This window comes from Streptomyces sp. NPDC007157 (assembly GCF_040634235.1).
In the GTDB taxonomy this organism is placed as follows: domain Bacteria; phylum Actinomycetota; class Actinomycetes; order Streptomycetales; family Streptomycetaceae; genus Streptomyces.
In genome coordinates this window covers 463,756-481,222 of sequence record NZ_JBEYFE010000002.1, presented here as the reverse complement: position 1 = coordinate 481,222, position 17,467 = coordinate 463,756, and the positions used below count along the sequence as shown (strand labels likewise).

The 17,467-nt window shown below is 64.7% G+C and carries 17 protein-coding genes, 1 tRNA gene and 1 pseudogene; 9 read left to right on the top strand and 10 right to left on the bottom strand.

What is annotated here, in order from left to right; genetic code table 11:
- Nucleotides 1-142 precede the first annotated feature (142 nt).
- The 5 genes from ABZ642_RS05100 to ABZ642_RS05080 all read left to right on the top strand — a co-directional run bounded on the left by ABZ642_RS05100 (nucleotide 143) and on the right by ABZ642_RS05080 (nucleotide 5,564).
- Entirely contained in the window at nucleotides 143-2,113 is a 1,971-nt protein-coding gene (locus tag ABZ642_RS05100) for an ATP-binding protein (protein ID WP_360477232.1), read from the top strand.
- The gene (locus tag ABZ642_RS05095) at nucleotides 2,106-3,302 is read left to right on the top strand and encodes a hypothetical protein (protein WP_360477229.1); all 1,197 of its coding nucleotides are present in this window, start codon (nucleotides 2,106-2,108) and stop codon (nucleotides 3,300-3,302) included. Before ABZ642_RS05100 ends, ABZ642_RS05095 begins: the two co-directional genes overlap by 8 nt.
- A gap of 208 nt (nucleotides 3,303-3,510) precedes the next feature.
- Nucleotides 3,511-3,590: transfer RNA gene (locus tag ABZ642_RS05090), tRNA-Arg, on the top strand.
- An 850-nt stretch (nucleotides 3,591-4,440) separates the two neighbouring features.
- Entirely contained in the window at nucleotides 4,441-5,190 is a 750-nt protein-coding gene (locus ABZ642_RS05085; RefSeq protein WP_360477226.1) for a hypothetical protein, read from the top strand.
- On the top strand, nucleotides 5,187-5,564 hold the full coding sequence (locus tag ABZ642_RS05080; RefSeq protein WP_360477223.1) for a GntR family transcriptional regulator: 378 nt from the start codon (nucleotides 5,187-5,189) through the stop codon (nucleotides 5,562-5,564). Before ABZ642_RS05085 ends, ABZ642_RS05080 begins: the two co-directional genes overlap by 4 nt.
- A 413-nt stretch (nucleotides 5,565-5,977) precedes the next feature.
- Here the strand turns inward: ABZ642_RS05080 and ABZ642_RS05075 are convergent, their stop codons facing one another.
- From ABZ642_RS05075 to ABZ642_RS05060, 4 genes are all read right to left on the bottom strand, one after another.
- Nucleotides 5,978-6,640, bottom strand: a complete 663-nt coding sequence (locus ABZ642_RS05075) for a hypothetical protein (protein WP_360477625.1) — start codon at nucleotides 6,638-6,640, stop codon at nucleotides 5,978-5,980.
- Nucleotides 6,641-6,800: 160 nt separating this feature from the next.
- Nucleotides 6,801-7,358: a hypothetical protein gene (locus ABZ642_RS05070; protein WP_360477220.1), complete on the bottom strand. Its 558-nt coding sequence runs from the start codon at nucleotides 7,356-7,358 to the stop codon at nucleotides 6,801-6,803.
- 275 nt (nucleotides 7,359-7,633) lie between these two features.
- Complete coding sequence (locus ABZ642_RS05065; protein WP_360477217.1) at nucleotides 7,634-8,233, bottom strand: hypothetical protein; 600 nt, start codon at nucleotides 8,231-8,233, stop codon at nucleotides 7,634-7,636.
- A gap of 170 nt (nucleotides 8,234-8,403) precedes the next feature.
- Nucleotides 8,404-9,000 carry a hypothetical protein gene (locus ABZ642_RS05060; RefSeq protein ID WP_360477214.1) on the bottom strand — a complete coding sequence of 199 codons (597 nt, stop codon included), beginning with the start codon at nucleotides 8,998-9,000 and terminating at the stop codon, nucleotides 8,404-8,406.
- Here ABZ642_RS05060 and ABZ642_RS05055 point away from each other — a divergent pair.
- Entirely contained in the window at nucleotides 8,999-9,187 is a 189-nt protein-coding gene (locus ABZ642_RS05055) for a hypothetical protein (protein ID WP_360477211.1), read from the top strand. The two genes, ABZ642_RS05060 and ABZ642_RS05055, sit on opposite strands and share 2 nt — an antisense overlap.
- Nucleotides 9,188-9,333: 146 nt before the next feature.
- Here ABZ642_RS05055 and ABZ642_RS05050 read toward each other — a convergent pair.
- Nucleotides 9,334-9,894, bottom strand: a pseudogene (locus ABZ642_RS05050) (site-specific integrase); the annotation flags it as partial.
- A 184-nt stretch (nucleotides 9,895-10,078) separates the two neighbouring features.
- On the opposite strand from ABZ642_RS05050, the gene ABZ642_RS05045 reads away from it, so the two are divergent.
- A complete protein-coding gene (locus ABZ642_RS05045; protein WP_360477209.1) occupies nucleotides 10,079-10,249 on the top strand; it encodes a hypothetical protein in 171 nt (56 codons plus the stop codon).
- A 164-nt stretch (nucleotides 10,250-10,413) separates the two neighbouring features.
- On the opposite strand, the gene ABZ642_RS05040 is transcribed toward ABZ642_RS05045, so the two are convergent.
- Nucleotides 10,414-10,791: a hypothetical protein gene (locus ABZ642_RS05040; protein ID WP_360477206.1), complete on the bottom strand. Its 378-nt coding sequence runs from the start codon at nucleotides 10,789-10,791 to the stop codon at nucleotides 10,414-10,416.
- Between the two features lie 1,654 nt (nucleotides 10,792-12,445).
- Between ABZ642_RS05040 and ABZ642_RS05035 the strand changes: the two genes are divergently transcribed.
- The gene (locus tag ABZ642_RS05035) at nucleotides 12,446-12,895 is read left to right on the top strand and encodes a hypothetical protein (protein WP_360477203.1); all 450 of its coding nucleotides are present in this window, start codon (nucleotides 12,446-12,448) and stop codon (nucleotides 12,893-12,895) included.
- A 90-nt stretch (nucleotides 12,896-12,985) separates the two neighbouring features.
- On the opposite strand, the gene ABZ642_RS05030 is transcribed toward ABZ642_RS05035, so the two are convergent.
- The 4 genes from ABZ642_RS05030 to ABZ642_RS05015 all read right to left on the bottom strand — a co-directional run bounded on the left by ABZ642_RS05030 (nucleotide 12,986) and on the right by ABZ642_RS05015 (nucleotide 15,582).
- Nucleotides 12,986-13,717 (bottom strand): ferritin-like domain-containing protein, encoded by a 732-nt coding sequence (locus tag ABZ642_RS05030; RefSeq protein WP_360477200.1) that lies wholly within the window; start codon nucleotides 13,715-13,717, stop codon nucleotides 12,986-12,988.
- A 211-nt stretch (nucleotides 13,718-13,928) separates the two neighbouring features.
- A complete protein-coding gene (locus ABZ642_RS05025) occupies nucleotides 13,929-14,648 on the bottom strand; it encodes an ABC transporter ATP-binding protein (protein WP_360477197.1) in 720 nt (239 codons plus the stop codon).
- Between the two features lie 43 nt (nucleotides 14,649-14,691).
- Nucleotides 14,692-15,264 carry a hypothetical protein gene (locus tag ABZ642_RS05020; protein ID WP_360477195.1) on the bottom strand — a complete coding sequence of 191 codons (573 nt, stop codon included), beginning with the start codon at nucleotides 15,262-15,264 and terminating at the stop codon, nucleotides 14,692-14,694.
- 72 nt (nucleotides 15,265-15,336) lie between these two features.
- Nucleotides 15,337-15,582, bottom strand: a complete 246-nt coding sequence (locus ABZ642_RS05015; RefSeq protein WP_360477192.1) for a lactococcin 972 family bacteriocin — start codon at nucleotides 15,580-15,582, stop codon at nucleotides 15,337-15,339.
- A gap of 380 nt (nucleotides 15,583-15,962) precedes the next feature.
- Here ABZ642_RS05015 and ABZ642_RS05010 point away from each other — a divergent pair, with 380 nt between their 5' ends.
- Complete coding sequence (locus ABZ642_RS05010; RefSeq protein ID WP_360477189.1) at nucleotides 15,963-17,414, top strand: glycosyltransferase family 39 protein; 1,452 nt, start codon at nucleotides 15,963-15,965, stop codon at nucleotides 17,412-17,414.
- Nucleotides 17,415-17,467 lie beyond the last annotated feature (53 nt).

Sequence of the window (17,467 nt, the reverse complement as noted above, 5' to 3'; positions counted from 1 at the left end):
TCCATCGTACGACGTCACCAGGCGCCTACACTAAGTTCGTTCAGCTCTCAGTCTCGGCTGAGAACCCGACGCATGGGCGAAGTTGGGTCAGCGTGGGCCGACATGAAGGTTGACTCTGCAGAGAGGGAACTAAGAATCAGCGATGAATCCTCCAAGCAGTAACCCAGATCAGCAGTTTGCTAATGAACTCCGCGAGGCGATTGGACAGTCAGATCCAGTCGAGAACGCACTGACCACCAACGACCGTGTCATTGCTCGCGTAACGGATGGAATCTATCGTCAACCTGGATCCGCCGTCAGGGAGCTAATCGCAAACGCGTACGACGCGGATGCTACCTGGGTCTCAGTTAAAACTGATGCGCCGAGATTCAGTCGCATGACGGTTGAAGATAATGGAACTGGCATGACTCCCGAAGCAGTCATTCACTTGCTTCACAACATCGGTGGTAGCGCCAAACGAACGAAACAAGGGCAAGAACTCGGAATTACCTCGCCAGGGGACTCCAATATCAGCCCCAAAGGTCGCAAGCTGATTGGCAAACTGGGCATCGGAATCTTCTCCGTATCCCAGCTTACCCACAGTTTCCAGATCATCACCAAGACTGCAGGTGATCCACACCGCACAATCGTTCTAGTGAATCTGCGCCAATTTGCTGACGGCCCGACTGGCACCGAAGGAAGTACGTTCAGAGCGGGCAGTTACCAGGCGTGGCGAGAACCAACTAACGACGTCGGCGCACATGGCACAACGATTGTGCTCACCTCTATCCGCCCTCAGACACGGGACAGCCTTCGCAGCGAGCAACTCTGGGGCGCGATCACACATTCCCTAAGCGATGAATCCGAGGCGAAGGCTCGTTCCTCCATCCCGACATACCATATTGGCCACCTTGACGGGCAAGGGCTTCACATCAAGGATCCGAAGAATCAAGAGCGTAGCCTTCCGTGGAATGAAAGGGATAGCGCTCATGCAGCCTTCCCTAAAATGGTGAAAAGTGTCTGGAAGTCCGCGCAGGGACGCACTACTGTGAAGCTCTCGGAGATGTTTGATACGTATCTCCAGATGCTTTGGAATCTTGCCCTCGCGCTTCCCCTTCCCTACGTGGAAAAGAGCGTCCTAGACGAAAGCGTCTCGGATGAGTGGGCTTACTTCTATAAACTCGCCAACGATTCTAGAGGTTCAGCACAGGAACTTGTAAGCAACGACCCTCACATCACTGTCCGAGAGCTCACGGAACTCCCTCCCCCAGAGAACTCTCACAGTGATTTCAAGGTTACCATCGACGGCGTGCAACTCAGTCGGCCGATCAAATTCCGTGATCTGCCAACAACGCAACACGTATTGAAGAAGCCGATGGTGTTCGTCGGATCACATCGACAAGAATTTAAGGGCCTCGATCGAGACGTCAGTGCTGGCCCTCTCGAGTTCGAAGGATATCTCGTTTGGACACCTAGAGTCGCACCCACTGAGCATCAAGGGGTTCTCGTCCGCATTCACGGAGCAAGCGGAACCCTATTTGACTCGACTTTCTTCAACTACCAAGTCGCAGAGCTGACCCGTCTGCGGCAGATCACCTGCGAAATCTTCGTAAAGCAGGGGCTAGAAGCTGCGCTAAACATCGACCGTGAGAGCTTCAATACTGCTCACCCGCACACGGTGATTCTTACACGTTGGCTGCACAATGCGTTGCGCCAGCTCGCAACAACACAGAAACGCAAAGCGCAGCAACTACGTCAGGAGGCCCGGGGGTCAGCAACACGTGACGCAAAAGACCATATCAACCGTATCGTAAGCTCCGCCAACTCGCTGCGGACCGACGGCGAGGGAGTGGTTCCAGAGATTCAATTCAAGCGCCCCACTCAGCACACGCAGCACACGCAGCACGCAGTAGCCAACAGCGGGAGTGTCATTCAAACATTTGACCTCGACCGCATCTTTAGCGAGATTCCGGACAAGCCGCTTACTGAGGTGAGCCCCACCAGCCTCACCAAGCTGGAAGCTATCACCAAGGTGCTGTCCGTATACGGGGTTCTCGAGCAGCTAACCCCAAAGGAGCAAGACAACCTGCTTGGATCCATCCTTGGCATCATGGAAGCTGAGAACCTTGTCTGAAGAAGTGACAAGCTCCGAAGAAGATGACCTCCGCGCCCTACTTGGCGAAGGCCCGGTCCCCTTTCCGGCGAAGATGGAGCGCGGTTTCAAGCCGTGGCACCGACCCCGCAAGCAGTACGTGCGCGACGCTCAATGGTCCCGGGAGATCGGCATTCTGGCACGCGATCTCAGGCTTAGCGGCAGCGAGTTTCGTTATTTGACTTTGCCAGGCAATGATCTGCTCGACATTCGCCATATCGCAGAGACTGTCTGCTCGCCGCGCCAAGTTAAGCTTCGATACCTTGGGTTCAATACCGCGGTCACTTCGCAGGATGCTCAGCAACCCGAGTTGAACTCCGCCGAATTCTCCGTTATCAGGATGGACTGCATCCATTCTGATTCTGAGGTGTTCTCAGCTGATTTTCGGTCAGTCGGCCAGACTCGTTCACCTGAGTGGCATCGCGTCAAGCGAGACGCACCCTTCCACGCCATCAATATTGACCTCTGCGGTGGATTCGCAGGGGAAGAGAAGTCCAGCGGTGTGCCCAATTATTTCGCGGCCTTGCAAGCGATACTTCAGCATCAGATGCATTCCGATGAAGATTTTCTTCTCTTCATCACGACCCGCATGGATGACAACAGCATAGATGACACAGCGAAAGAGACTCTGGTCCACCTAGCGCAGAAGATCCACGACACTTGCGAGGCATACGCGTCAGACTTTGCTACGGCCTGGGGCCTGGAGGACAGTGCCTCGCCTATACGTGTAGCCGACCTCGTGGACACTAACGAAGCCTTCATGCTGGGCTTGACTCAATGGATTATCTCGCGTGGTGTGGAGCTTGGACTGAAAGCTTCCGTGCGTAGCTTCATGACATACCGTACAGGACACGGTGCCGGCGACGACGACATCGTCTCCCTTGCGATTCGCTTCAAGCCCGACCCGGTAGTTCAGCCAGATCCCCACGGCCTAGTCAAAGTAGTCAATCCGCCTCCAGCTCCCGCCGATAAAATCTGCGCTCAATCGCGCACGGTACCCCGGCGGGTAAACAATCGCGCCAGAGTGGACGAATTGCTTAGAACTCAGGCCGAAGAATTCGAAAGATGCATCCAAGCATCCTCCAAACTTCTTGATGCTGCTGGGTACGATGCAAGCCGCTATCGGGATTGGGTCATGCAGGAATACGACGAGAGCAAAGCTGCCCACTGAGCGATTTCCGGAATTTAGCCTGACGAGATTCGTAACTCGTCACCTAGCTGTAATTGGCTTATCAGCTCTCTTATACCGAGCGCACTTACAGCAGCCCCTGCCTTGGCAGCTCAGCCCATCGAACAACCCGTCTGCACAGCGACTAAGGCCACAGGGCCCCGAGGCTGTGGACCAGTTGTGGACGGGTCGCCTACGGCAGGGCGGCTGCGCCCTGCCGACCAGGAAGAACGCGACCAGACCAAGCGGCCTCCGGAGCCGTGTGCGCAGGTTCGAATCCTGCCGGGGGCACTCGCCAGTCAGACAGCAAGAATCAAGCTCTGACCAGTGCGGATGTCGACATGAGAGAGCGGGAGTCAGTCTCACTGACTCCCGCTCTTTCTTGTTGTCTCTCACTGTCCGCGCACCATCTGCGATACACGCGACACACCTCCAACACACCCACGTGTGGACGCCACGCGGCGGCGGAAGGATGCGGATATGCCCAAGCCGAAGAGCTTCACTGCGTGATTGAAGACCCACGCCGATCAAGACAACGCCATTGGCGATCTCGCCCGGGACGTCTCGCGCGATCCCGACTGGCCCTCACGCAAGGGCCTGCCGGGCCAGCGCACTGGCGGTTCGGCTTGGGGGTGATCACCTCTCGGCACTGCGGTCGGAGACCAGGCCGGCGATGGCGAGGTGGTCTGGTCGTAGTACTCGCGTGACCGAGGTAGCGCTGGAGGGGGCGCCACTGCTTGTGCTCGGCGTTCGCGTGCTCCACGCAGATACGCTCGGAGGACTGCCGGTGGCGTTCCTCCTCGTACGCTGCCCACTCCTGGGCCGGGGCGTCCTTCTTCGGCTTCAGCGGCGGGGCGCTGACCTGGTCGGGGAACTGCTTGGCCAGGCCTCGGTAGCCGGAGTCGACCTTGGCTTGACGTCGGGGAACTGTTCGAACAGGTCGGCGATCCCTTCCGTTCTCACGGCACTCTGGTCGTGCATCCGGCCGGGACACGGGTCGGGCTCGGAGAGGTGACCGGCCAGGCGGTGCCGGACACGCGAGTTGTACCAACCGTTTGACACAACCCTCCACTGGGCCGCATCTTGTACTCACCGCTTGATACAAGCGGTGAGTACAAGTGCGAGCACACGGGGGTTTCTCATGCGCGAACTCGACATCGTCCCACGCCCGACCGCCACCGACCGCTATGCGCGCTGGGCCGGGCTGCTCGTCGGACTCGTCGCCGCCCGCCTGGTCGGCTCGAACGACGGCCTCGGCGTCGGCATCCTGTACGCCATCCCGGTGTTCGGGCTCTGCGCGGTCGCCGGCGTCCTGGTGGGTGACGCGCTGACACCGCCGCCGCGGGGAACCGTCCGCACGGCCGGTCTCGCGCCGCGCCGCATTCGCGACTACGTGCCACCGCGCATGACCCTGCTGCTCCTCGCCGAGGCCGCCGTCCTCGTCGTCCTGCTGGCGGTGGCCGCCGTGGTCGCCTCGCCCGACGACATGGGCCGCGCGGGGCGCTCCCTGACCGTGGCCTGCCCGGACGGAAGCACGGCGAGCACGAGCCCCTGGCCGGGCCTCTTCTACGGCCTGCCCATCCTCGCCGCCCTCGCCGTCTCCACCACCGCGTGCGTCTGGTCCCTGACCCGGATCGCCCGCCGCCCCGGCGACGAGCAGACCCGCCGCGACCGGTCGCTGGCGATCGTCGCCGCATGGGGGCTGCTGGTCTCCGCGCCCCTTCTCGGCGCCGCCTCGACGGCGTCGGGCGCGCTGATGGACATCGGCTGCGACGGCACGGTAGGGCGCCTCGCGAACTGGGCACTGTGGCCCACGGCCCTGGTCGCCCTCGTCACCGTGCCGTGGTGTCTGTTCACGGTGATCGCGCCCAAGGCCGGGGTGCGCCGGTGAACGGTCCCGCCGTCCACGTCGACACCGCGAGCCCCGTCCCGCCCTACGAACAGATCCGCGCCCAGCTGGCCGCACTCATCACCACGGGCCGCATGCCGGAGGGGGAACGCCTGCCGACGGTGCGCCAGCTGGCGGCCGACCTGGGCCTGGCGGCGGGCACGGTGGCGAGGGCCTACCGCGAACTGGAGGCGGCATCCCTGATCCGCACCCGCCGTGGGGCGGGGACACGGGTGGCCCCGCTTCCGGCACCGACCCGGACACCAGACCCGGCCAAACTGGCGGAACTGGCCCTCCGCTTCGTGACCGAGGCCCGGGGCCTGGGCGCGGACGGGGAGACGGTGCAGCGGGCGGTACGGGACGCGCTGGACGAGTAGCGGCTCTACGAGGAAGGTAATGGGCGGGCCCTGCAACCGCCGGCGCGGAGGGACGACGGTGCCGCCGCGGCCCTCGTCCCGCTTAAGTTGTCCCGCTAATTCGACTTAAGTTGTCCCGCTAATTCGACCAGGGCCCGGCGAGCCATCGCTGTCGGCTCTCCTCGCCCGGTTCCGCCCCGGTCCAGGACCTTGCCAGTAGCTGTCACATATAGGGGGCTCATCAGACACCGGTGAGCGATCCGAAGAGTTACGGAACAGCCTGCAGGCACGCTGTCGTAGGCGGGGGCACCGTCGATCCTCTTCACGACCGCCTCGGCTTCGCCCTCCCCGTCCTCGGCGAGCTGGTAGAACCCCGCGCGAGTGGCGCGCATCTCTCGCCTCCACCGGGGCGTAAGGGCCTCGGGGCGTCCGGCTCACCCCTGCTGGGGTTCGCCCAGACCAAGTCCCGAGTCCCGACGCCAGGCTTCGCCTTCGGGTGTCCAGGCGACACGGGTGCCGAGTCGGATCCAGACGCGGAACTCACCGAGGGACAGTTCAGAGGTCTCTTCCGCCCAGACAGTGTTCAGACAGAGTTGCATGCCGCAGTCCTTGGACTCCGACAGACCGCGCCAGCCGCAGTCCCAGCTGACGTCCAGACTCAGCGGGCCGAGAACGGAGACCATCCGGTCCAGTTCCTCCTCGGTGGCGTCGTCCTCGGCTTCGCTCTCGGGGGTGCCGAAAGGCAGGGTCGTGTCCAGGGAGAGCATCACGCCCTCGGGCAACGGCCAGAGATCGGCCAGGCCAGGGCTGAGCCGCAGGTTCCCCGTCAGCGAGGACCTCGGCTGCTCCGCGTCGAACGTGATGGCCTCGCGACGCACCAGTTCATCCAGGAAAGGGAAGATGCGAGGTTCCCGGTCCACGACCATGCGGGCAGTGCCGAAGGAACGGATGGCGTACGCGTACTGCTCAGCCGTGCTGATCGGTTCCAGTTGGGGCCAAGGAGCGGTGGACCAGTCAGCCAGATCGCGCATGATCGCCCGCGCCCGCGCCAGCGCACTCGCGACGTCGGGAAAGGATTCGCGTACTGGATAAAGCATCGAGGCCAAGAAACGTGCCTTTCGGGGACAGGGACAGGGGCGAACGCGCCGTCACCGGACGCGTCCGCCCCTGTCTCGGATTGCCGCCTGATGTCGAGCGGAGGCGGGCGGTTCCGTAGGAGTAGCGCTGCTTGATCGCCGGAGGATCCGGATGTCCGGGTCACCAGCCCGTTTGGGGTTCGCCCAGTGGGAGTCCGGAGTCGCCCACCCAGGTTTGGCCCTCAGTCGTCCAGGCGACGCGGGGGCCGAGGGAGATCCAGACACCGAACTCGCCCGGGGACGGCTCGACGTGCTGCGACACCCAGACGCTGTTCAGGCAGAGCAGCACACCGCAGTCCTTGAACTCGGGCAGACCGCGCCAGGCGCAGTCCCACCTGACGTCCAGGGACAGCGGCCCGAGCACGGAGACCATCCGGTCCAGTTCGTCTTCGGTAGCGTCGTCCTCGGGCTCACTGCCGGGGGCGCCGAAGGGCGGGGTCGTGGCCAGAACGAGGCTCACTCCTTCGGGAAGGGGCCAGAGATCGACCAGGTCGGGGCGGAGCCGCACGTCGCCTGAGATGTAGGACTTCAACTGCTCCGCATCGAGGGTGACGACACCGCGGCGCCGCAGTTCGTTCAGAAACGGCACGCCGTGGGGTTCGCGGTCCGCACCGAACCGGGCGGTGGCGAAGGTGCCGAGTGCGTACGCAAATTGCTCCGCGGTCGTGATGTCGTTCACTCGGGGCCACGGAGGGGCGGTCCACTCGGCCAGGTCCCGCATGATTGCACGCGCCCGCGACAGCGCACTTGACGCATCGGGAAAAGGCTCGCAAACCCGATAGAGAATCGACATGGACAAGAGAATTTCCTCTCGCACAAGGGCAGGGGCGTGCCGTCAGGAACGCCCCGCCCCCATTACTTCGCCCACGTGTTCCGCCGCCCACGGCGTCACCCCGCGCGAGTGGCACGCACGTCTCGCCTCCACCGGGGCGTAGGAGGTTCGGGGCGTTCGGATCACCCCGCCTGGGGTTCGCCCAGCGCGAGCCCCGAGTCGCGCAGCCAGGCCTTGCCAGCCGGGGTCCCGGAGACGCGGGCACCGGGGGAGACCCAGACGCCGAACTCACCTGGGGCCGGCTCAGCGTGCTGCTCGGTCCAGACGCTGTTCAGACAGAGCCGGACGCCGCCGCCCTTGAAATCGGACAGGCCCCGCCAGCCGCAGTTCCACCTGACGCTCATGTTCAGTGGCCCGATTACGGAGACCATCCGGTCCAGTTCCTCCTCGGTGCAGTCGTCCTCAGGTTCGCTGTCCGGGCCGCCGAAGGGCGGAGTCGCGGCCAGGGTGAAAGTCAGGCCGTCGGGCAGCGGCCACAGATCGGCCAGGTCCGGGCGGAGCCGCATTCCCTCAAAGAACCAGCCGCTTACCTCCTCCCGATCGCCCGCGACACCGCGGCGCTGCAGTTCGTCCAGGAAGGGTCCGACGCCTGGCAGGTCCTGTTGTTCCCAGACGATTCGCGCGGCGCCAAAAGTGCGAACTGCGTGCACGTACTGCTCGACTGTGGTAATCAACTCCAGTTGCGGCCAGGGGATGGTCTTCCAGTCGGCCAGGTCCCGCATGATCGCACGCGCCCGCGTCAACGCGCTCGGCGCGTCGGGAAAGGATTCACACACTCGGTAAAGCGGCAAGGAACGTGCCCTTCAGTCAGAGACAGGGGCGGACGCGCCTTCACGGTACGCATCCGCCACTGTCCTGGCTCACAGCCTGCGGTCAGAGAACAGCAGGCGATTCAGTACGAGTACCCGTTCGACGAATAGTAGGTATGGGTACGTTCGTCGTAATGGCCTTCGTCGGTGTTGTTGCCCAGATCGAAGTTGCCCAGACTGTCACCGCTTTCGCTGTAGACCCGCAGACGGAACCCGCGGACACTGTTGAGGCCGCCGTTGTTCTTCATTCGCAGATTCCGATAATTGCGGACCCACCCCTTGACCTCCGAGGCATCAACCAGGTCCGGGACCTGTATGAAGACCTCGTTGACCTCCGTACCTCCCGCCCAGTCCTGGCGCCAGCGCAGCTGCTTGACAGCCTCTCTGAGCGCTCCGTTGAAGCTCTTGAAGCTGTTCTTAATGATCGTCTTGATCTCTCCGTAGCCGACGATGTTGCCCTGCTGGTCGAGGTACTCGATGTCCGGGTTCTCCACCTTCTCGCCCGGGTCAGCCTTCAGTTGGTGCTCATCGGGCATTCGCCGGGCCCGGGTGCCCTCCGGAGCACCGTCCAGCGAGCGGTAGGCGTTGTCCAGGGTGAGCGGCGCCTCGCGCCCTTCCTCTTCGCCGTGTTCAGCCCTCGAGGAAGCCGGTCTCGGCCGAGCAGAAGTCGGCGGCAGCATGTCACGGCCAGAGGGCGGCGGCTACGTCCACGTGGAAGACCACCTCGACCTCCTGATCCGCGACGACCTCGCCCTCGGCGTGACGATCATCGCCCGGATCCTGCACAGCCATCGTGCCGCAGAAACTGCCACCCTCCGGCATGCCGGAAAGGAGGACGAGGTCATACCCCTCCGGTTGCCGACCTGACGGCCTGCCGGCCAGGAAAGGAGGGCCAAGCGCTCAACTGAGGTCGCGCACCGAACAAACACTGGGGCGGCACCAGTCCTCCTGGGAGCGAGGGTGGCCAAGTGATCTGAGCGTTGCGGATCAGCAGGGGACTTCCCCGAGACCGCTTAGATCGTGTCGCCGTCCTCTTCCAGAGCCTTTGTGATCTTCGCGTTGGCAGCTTCCTCGTGGCCGTCGACGCAGCCGTGGTAGCGCCGATGGATCACTTCAGGGGAGTTGCCGACTCGCCGGGCTACCTCGGCGATCGAGACTCCCACGTTGAGCCACTGTGCGATGCAGGCGTGCCGCAGGTCGTACGGGCGGCCGGCCAGCGGCGAGTCGACGCGCTCAAGTAGGAGCGCTTACTCTCGGTCTTCCTCCCACATCCGCCAATTGGTGGATGAGCCGACCGTGCCCTCACGCTCGTTGCCGAACACGCGGCCTTCCTTGGCCGTGCCGAACGCGTTTAGGTGCGCCCGCAGGATCGCCACCAGTAAGGACGGAATGGGGACCGGCCGGTCGCTCTTGGCCTCCCTCGCTTTCAGCCCGCGTCGGTCGTGGCGTTCCCCAGAATCGGTCCACTGCTTCCCGGAGACGGGACGCGTCTCCCGGAGCGTCAGCGTGCCCCATCCCCCGTCTGGGAGATGGCAGTCAGACCGCCTCAGCCCGACCGCCTCAGCCGGACGCAGACAGCAACGCCGGCAGACGGGGGGGCAGGCAGTGACGCCCCCTGCAGCTGTCGTCACTGGCCGGTGACCCTGGCCACCTGCGCAACCTCCACTGTTGTGAGAACGACACGCTTCCGGTGCGGCGTCGCGCGACTTAGGCTCGCCCCTTCTGGATCACTGGGGAATGATCCCAAAGGGGGAACTCATGAACTACTTGATTGGCCTTCTCTTGATCGTTTTCGGGGCGCCGCTCGTCGGCATCATCGGCCGGGTGATCGAAAACTCCGGGCGCCAGGGCGTCGGCAAGACGATCTCCATTGGCGGGTATCTCGCGGTCCTGGGGCTTGCCGTCTGGCTGATCATCGGCAGTCTCTGACATTCGTATACGCAGTCTTCCGAACTAGCGCTCCAGGCCGGAGAGAAGGTCACCTGACAAGGATGAGGCCAGCCCAGCCCTCAAAGCCTTGGCCTATACGGGCGCCAGCCGCACCATCGGCCGGCGCCCGTCGCTTTGGCGCGGTCATTGAGACACCACCGACGTCACGTTGTAGGGCGCCCCGCGCGGAGGTAGTCGAGGTACTCGTCTCTTGCCATGCCTGCGTTCACCCAGCGATGGCGGACCGCCCCGGTGCGGCGCTCGGCCTCGACCATCGCGACCGCCGCATCATCGGCGACAGCAAGCGTCCGGCCGAACTCGTCATCGGGGTCCAGCGGCGGAAACGCCAGGAGATCGCAGAAGTTCTCGCTACCCACGTCCTCAACGACGTGCAGTGTCACCTCGTACCCGCGCCTGGTGGACTCGATGCCGACCCAGCGAATGGCCGGCGTCTCCGCCGTCTGTACCGCCCCGATGAACTGCTCAATCCCTTGACCACGCCGCAGAGCACCGACAGCGAACGTCTCAACCAGATAGCGCACAGGCGCAGCGTACGGCGCGAGGATTCGTGCCTCATGCGCCCCATATGCACCATGTGCCCCATCGAGCGGGAAACTATGGGGAACACCGGTCAGTCGCGAGGAGCGAACACGGGATCGGCCCCCGACCGTGTCACCCGGTGAGAGGCTGTTTCACCTGCGCGGAGGGTGTGGGATCTGAGCCCACGGTGACTTGCGCCATGTGTCCTGATCTTCTACTGGTCGAGCTGAACGGCGCGGCCGATAGCGAAAAGATCGCGGGTCTGCTCAAGCAGTACCGAGCCCAGAAGCGGTAGCAGCAGCGCCTGGGCCGTCTCCGGGCCGTCCGAGGCGAACCAACGTTGGCAGACGATGACTCCGCCGCCCTTACAGGGAATAGCGCCGACTCTCGGGCACCTCGGTCAGTAATGGCCCTGCAAGGTGCAAGCCTTCTTTCGCGTGACCCAACGCGGCAGCCCTGTTTCTACGTCGAAGGCTTCGCCCTCGCGCAGGTGAGAAGCACACCGTCCCAAGGCCGAGGGTCCATCCCAATTGCTTCGGGACAAAGCGGTCGCTCCGTAGGACGCGACGCATGGGACACCGCCGTCTCAAGGTTTTACCCCTGCCTCGCGGGCACTCGGCCAGTGAGCGCGGAGGTACTGAGATGAGTGCCGGAGAAAGAACCAAGGCAAAGGTCGAACAAGTTGTCGGGAAGGCCGTGCGAAAGGCGGCCCACACGGTGCACAAGGATGCCCTCGCGGCAAAGGGCGCCGCCCTCGAAGCGCGGGGCAGGATGCGGGGCGCGAAAGAGAGGACCACTGAATCCTTCAAGCGCTGACACGTCAGGGCACTTCGGTCACTGTGCGTGGTCGCGCCGCGTGGCACGGGATGACAAGGGCAGTGTCCATCTGAAGAGCCGTTCCGCCAGGGGGCGCGGCTGAGGAGGTTCGTGTCCTGCGCGTGAGGGCGCCCGACACACCTCCGCCACAGTCTGTGTCGCCGGCGCCCTCTGACGAACTCCGAGCAGGTCAGAAAACGATGCGGGGTGATCGGCGCAATCGTCCGAGCAGGCCTGGTACACCCGCCTGCCTTCGCCGTCTTGCGCCGAGCTCCGAGGGGCGAGCGGAAACGGTCGCCACGTGATCCGACGAAAGGTCTCCTGGGGGATCCCAAGGGCCTGGCCTTGGACTCGGGCAGTAGATCTCGCTCGTGCTCGCGGAGCAGGTCCTCGATGCGTCGGTCGGCGACGTCCTGTCGTCCGCCGCGGCACTTCGCACAGCGGGTCGGGTCAGCAGGACCTCGACGCTGTTGCCGGCATGCTCGGCCGCGTCGGTGGGATCGGCGTCGGCGTTGCGACACGCGGTCAGCGCCGAATACCGAAGGCGTACGGCCTTCTTGTGAGTGGCGGAGCCGCGACGGTCGGCGGAAACGCCAGGCGCCGAGCCTCCTGCCACACGCGATCGAAACGAGAACGAGGACCGGTTCCGACGTCCCGGCCCCTGGCGACGCCTCAACTGACGGCGACGTTCCCGGAGTGGATGCCGCGTCCCATCGGCGTCTGCCGTGCAGCGGAGAAGTACAGCAACCTCGGCGACCGTCTCACCCGTGGTTCGCGTCGAGGGGCGTGTGGAATCACGACCGCGTGGCGGTGTCAGTCCTGCCGTGCACAATGCCGGCCATGAGTGAGCGCTACGAGGTCGTCTTTTCCTGCTACTTGCGCGACGACACCCCCGAACGGGTCATGGCCGCCCTGCGGTGGCACCTGGGTATGGATGCCGAGTTCCCCGAAGGTCTCGACGACCAGGACGGATTTCTGTACCCACTACTCCTGCCCGGTGGCTACGCCAACCGCCGGGTGCCCGGTGGAGACGTCGTGTCCCTGCGTCGCGAAGTGCAGGAGTTCACGAGATCCGGCGCGCGGTACGAGTGGGAACTCTTCGCACGCAACGACTGGGTCGACGACTCCATGCTCTACCTCCGGAGCCTGTTGGACCTGCTGGCCCCACACATCGCGCAACCCGGCTACGGGGGCCACTTCCGCCACCTATTCGACACCGAAGTGACTGTCTTCGACTTCCACGACGGAACGTACGAGCCCATCAAGATATGGGGTGTCGACCCTCGGTGACAGGCGGTCCCGAGCCGGTCCCGGACTCCTTGCCCTGAGCGGAGTCCGGCCTCAAGTAGCGTCCCGCACCAGCGGTTGAGCTGTCTGTCGTCAGCCCGCGCTCGTCCACGCATCCGGGCGGGGCACCAGCACTGCGGAGACCACCGCGTGGGACGAGGCCATGACATCGGCCACGAACCGCAGGCGCCCGATGCCGAGTCGATGCAGTGCCGGGCCGTGGTCGGCGGCGACGACGAGAGAGGCCGCGAGCAGGAGAAGTCGCCACCCGGCCATGACCGGGCGGCGCACCACGCGGGGCAGCTCGGCCAGGGAGTCGTGCAGTCGCTCGCAGTGGAACGGGACGTGGCGCTGCTCGTCGGCCAGGATCCGTCCCGCCACATCCGCTGTGAGCGAGTCGTCGGTGCCATCGCGCAGGGCGCGGTAATAACGCAGCGCCACCACTTCCGCGATCATCAGCACCAGCAGTTCCATGCGCAGGCCCATGAGACGCCGCAACCGTACGAAGACCGTGTCGCTCCAGTGCCCCGTCAACGTCCCCACGCCCCCCGCGGCCAGCAACCGAGCGAGCAGACGGGCGTGATTCTGTTCCTCGGCGATGAAGAGCCGGACCGCCTGCGCGTAGTCGGAGTCGCCGGCCTGGTCCGCTTTGCCGACGAGGTTGGCGCCGTCGCCGTCCTCGCCGACCTGGAAGCGCTGGATGCCGGCCCACACCGCCGGATGCAGCGTCGCACCTCGGCCCCAGTCCGGGTCACCCAGGGCGCGCCTGCGCTCCCGCTCGTCCTCGAACTCCCTTGTCCACTTGGCGAAGCCGCCCGTCCGCATCCGGTCTCCCCTCTCCCGGACACGGCCATCGTGCCCCGGAGAGGGACGACGCCGACGGACGTCAAACCGTTCCACCGCTGCCCGGCGGACAGCGTCCGTACGCGACGAGCCGTACGTCACGTTCATGGCCGACCCGGCCGATGGCGACGGAACGGGTCACGCTCTCGACGACCTCCACGGCCGGGGCAGGCGCCGCACCGTGGACGGGTGATCACCCAACCGCACCGGCCGCTGCCGGGGAACGGACGAGGGAGGACTCGTGCACAGCGAATACGGCGTCGCAACGACGACGGACACCGGCATCGTGGGTGGCGATGACCACCGCGCATCCGGCCTCGCTCATCTCGCGAAGGATGTCGATGACGACCGTGCTGTTGTCTTCGTCGAGTGCACCGGTCGGCTCGTCCGCGAGCACCAGGGCCGGCCGCTGGACCATGAGACGGGCCAGAGCGACGCGCTGCTGTTCGCCGCCGCTGAGGTGGTAGATCTTCTCCTTCTCCCGCCCCGCCAGACCGACACGGTCAAGGGCTTCAGCGACAGCCGCACTGCCCTTGTTCTTGCTCTTGCCCGTGTTCTTGCCCGTGCCCGTGGCCTCGCTCTGCGCCGGCCGCCGTGGCTTGGCCACCACTTCCAGGTTCTCGATGACCGTCGCGTTCTCGATCAGCGCATAGTGCTGGAACAGATAGCCGAGAGTGTCACGGCAAAACCGACGGACATCACTTCGGCCGAATCGGGTGATGTCTTTCCCTTCATGCCGGATCGTCCCGGTACTGGGCCTGTCGAGCAGCCCGAGACAGTTCAGGAGGGTCGACTTACCCGATCCACTCGGACCGACAAGGGCAAGCATCTCGCCACGGTTGACGGTGAGGTTGACGTCGCGCCACAGGGTCCGGGCGCCGAAGACCTTCGAAAGATTCTCGATTTCGATCACAACATACTCCGGCTGAGTGGAGGGTTTTTCGCGCGGGCGGGACTCACGACTCCGTCGCCCCTTCCTTCACGATGCGGCGATGGAAGTACGCGAGAGCGAGCAGCACGGCTCCCAGTTCGAAGACAACAAGACCGGTGATGACGGTGAGATCCAGCGCGCTGATGTGAATCGGCTGGAAGGGGGCGGGCGCACCGGCCGCGGCGAATCTCTCCAGTTCCTGGTTCTGCTGCCAGGCCTGGAAAGGGACTCGCGTGGCGAAGACAAGCGCGATGGCCACCTCCACGGAGAGGACGAATCGGTGGTTGGCGACATATCTCCAGCCCCCGATGTGTCGCACGAATATGCTCTGCGCGTTCTTTCGTGAGTAGATGAGGCAGACGCCGACCCCGGCGATGAGGAGCACTATCACGGCAACAACAAGGTTGAATATTTGAAGCCGGAGTTTGGTGACCGAGCTCCGTAGGTCCAGGGCGGTTTTCTGCCCGACCGGGCTCACCGATTTCACGTAGTTCTGGACTTTTTTCGTCTTGATGGCGTTCAGTACGTCACCAGTGTCGGAATTGAAGGTCCGAGCAGAAAAGCTGTGGAGGCGAGGAATGCTCGCCTCCACAGCCAACAGAGCTCAGTCAGGCAACTGGAGCGGCGCCACTCGCGGCTGCCTAGACTCGTCGAGTTTCGACCGGGAGGCTCAGCAGTTCGGGTTGTAGTAGTACGACACCGAGCCGTTCAGCCCCGCCGAGGCGAGGGACCACTTCCCCTTCGCGGTGCAGCCGCTGCCGAACACCGTGCCGCCCGTCTTCACCGAAGACGCGTGCTGGTTGTCCGGGTGCTTGTAGTTCGACCACGCCGTGTTGGCGCCGTGGTCGTAACCGGGACAGATCTTGAACGAAAGATATGACCGCGAGCAACCGAATATTCGAGTAACCCAGATCACAGGAATAAATCGGCCCGCCACGCATCAGGCGGTGTGCGCGATTTCTGGCCAACTCGCAAGGACCACGTGCGGGTCGGAGAGAGACATGAAACGCGCGAGGAGATGGAAAATACCGTTTCCGGGTTCCACTAAATATCGCCAAATTCAGTGGATGGTTTTCAGCCATGACCTCCGGGGCGTGGCGGTCTTTTTCATGTAATGTACTGTCGTCGGGTTACGGGGAGGCGCAGACAATGTCCCTTGCCTTGCCGGCCAGTCTGGAATCCGCGCTTTTCTCGGGGTGTTCCCGCGCGAACCGACAGCCGGTCCGGCGGGTCTTCAGTCATGTGGCGAACCGCTGATTTCAGTTCGCACCGCTACCCGAGGGCCTGACCACCTTCATGACTCCCCACCTGACCGCCGGCCGCCGATCCCTGCCCATCTGGCTGATTCCCCTGCTGTGGACCCTGGCCCTGGGTGTGTGGGGACTGTCCCGGCAGCACAGCCTGTGGCGGGACGAGGCGGCGACCTGGCAGGTGGCCCAGCGGCCCACCCGGGAGATCTGGCACATGCTGGGGCAGGTCGACGCCGTACACGGGCTCTACTACCTGCTGATGCACGGACTCTTCGAATGCTTCGGGCCCGGCACGACGACGCTGCGGCTGCCCTCCGTGCTGGCCATGGCGGTGGCCGCGGCCTGCGTGACCGTCATCGGCCGGCGACTGGCCGGGACCTGTGCGGGCCTGGGGGCGGGGCTGTCACTCGGCCTGCTTCCGGCGGTGCAGTTCTATCTCCAGGAGGGGCGCCCGTACGCACTGGTCACGGCCGGAGCCGCGATCTCGACGCTGCTGCTGGTGACCGTACTCAAGGGCCGTGGCAGAACAGCGCAGTGGGCGGCCTACGCCGGCGCCGTCCTGCTGTGCGGGTTGCTGAACTGGCTGGCGCTGATGATTCTGCCCGCGCACGCGGCGACCCTGATCTGGACACGGGTCCGGCGCGAGGTGTGGACCCGATGGACGGCGGCCGCGGCGGCGGCCGTGGCGGGCGTGCTGCCCCTGATCCTGTTCACCCGGAGCCAGTCCGAACAGATTTCCTGGATACCGCCGCTGACCTGGCACATGATGATCGGCCCGGCGGTCCTGCTGGCGGTCGGTGGCCTCGGCGCCCTGCTGGACCGGCCGCAGGCCGGCCGACTGTCGTCGGCAGCCGTGGGGCTGCCGCTGCTCGCGGTGCCGCAGCTCGTCCTGATCGGCCTCTCCCTGGTCCAGCCGCTGTTCCTGGACCGGTACGTCCTGTTCAGCCAGCTGGGTCTGGCGCTGCTGATCGGGACAGCGCTGGGCACGGCGGTACGGGCGGCCACGCCGCGCTTCCCGAGGGCATCGCCATGGATCCTCCCCGTGGTGATCGCCGTGGCGATGGCGGCGCTGCTCCCCCAGTCACTGGCCAAGCGCTCCCCGGCCAGCCGGGTGGACGACGTCTTCGCCGTGGCGACGGACGTACAGCGACTCAAGGAGCCCGGGGACGCGGTGGTCTTCGTACCGGCGGCGCGACGCGACACCAAGCTGGTCTCCCCCCGCGCCTTCACCGGTCTGCGGGACATAGCCCTGACCGAGAGTCCGGAGAGGTCCGGGACGCTGAAGGGGGTGGAGGCCGACCCGGCCCAAATCCGGACCGTGATGCTGACCCGGCGACGGATCCTGCTGGTGACGGACGAGGCGGAGGTCGCGGCGCCGGTGACGGCGCGACGGGACCAGACGAAGATCTCCGTGCTGAAGAGGTACTTCACGTCGGTGACGGACGAGCAGGTCCGCGGTCGCAGGGTGACGGTGTACCTGCGCGTCGGGAGCCCGTGACCTGAAGCGTGGCTCCGACGGCGAGGACGGTCCGAGGGATACGGCAGCGTGGG

Coding starts and splice junctions, on each gene's coding strand:
- ABZ642_RS05060 (WP_360477214.1), bottom strand. CDS start 9,000: ATGCTGCCGCCGACTTCTGCTCGGCCGAGACCGGCTTCCTCGAGGGCT.
- ABZ642_RS05065 (WP_360477217.1), bottom strand. CDS start 8,233: ATGCGGGACCTGGCCGACTGGAAGACCATCCCCTGGCCGCAACTGGAG.
- ABZ642_RS05030 (WP_360477200.1), bottom strand. CDS start 13,717: ATGCGGACGGGCGGCTTCGCCAAGTGGACAAGGGAGTTCGAGGACGAG.
- ABZ642_RS05085 (WP_360477226.1), top strand. CDS start 4,441: ATGCGCGAACTCGACATCGTCCCACGCCCGACCGCCACCGACCGCTAT.
- ABZ642_RS05075 (WP_360477625.1), bottom strand. CDS start 6,640: ATGCTTTATCCAGTACGCGAATCCTTTCCCGACGTCGCGAGTGCGCTG.
- ABZ642_RS05045 (WP_360477209.1), top strand. CDS start 10,079: ATGAACTACTTGATTGGCCTTCTCTTGATCGTTTTCGGGGCGCCGCTC.
- ABZ642_RS05035 (WP_360477203.1), top strand. CDS start 12,446: ATGAGTGAGCGCTACGAGGTCGTCTTTTCCTGCTACTTGCGCGACGAC.
- ABZ642_RS05055 (WP_360477211.1), top strand. CDS start 8,999: ATGTCACGGCCAGAGGGCGGCGGCTACGTCCACGTGGAAGACCACCTC.
- ABZ642_RS05100 (WP_360477232.1), top strand. CDS start 143: ATGAATCCTCCAAGCAGTAACCCAGATCAGCAGTTTGCTAATGAACTC.
- ABZ642_RS05010 (WP_360477189.1), top strand. CDS start 15,963: ATGACTCCCCACCTGACCGCCGGCCGCCGATCCCTGCCCATCTGGCTG.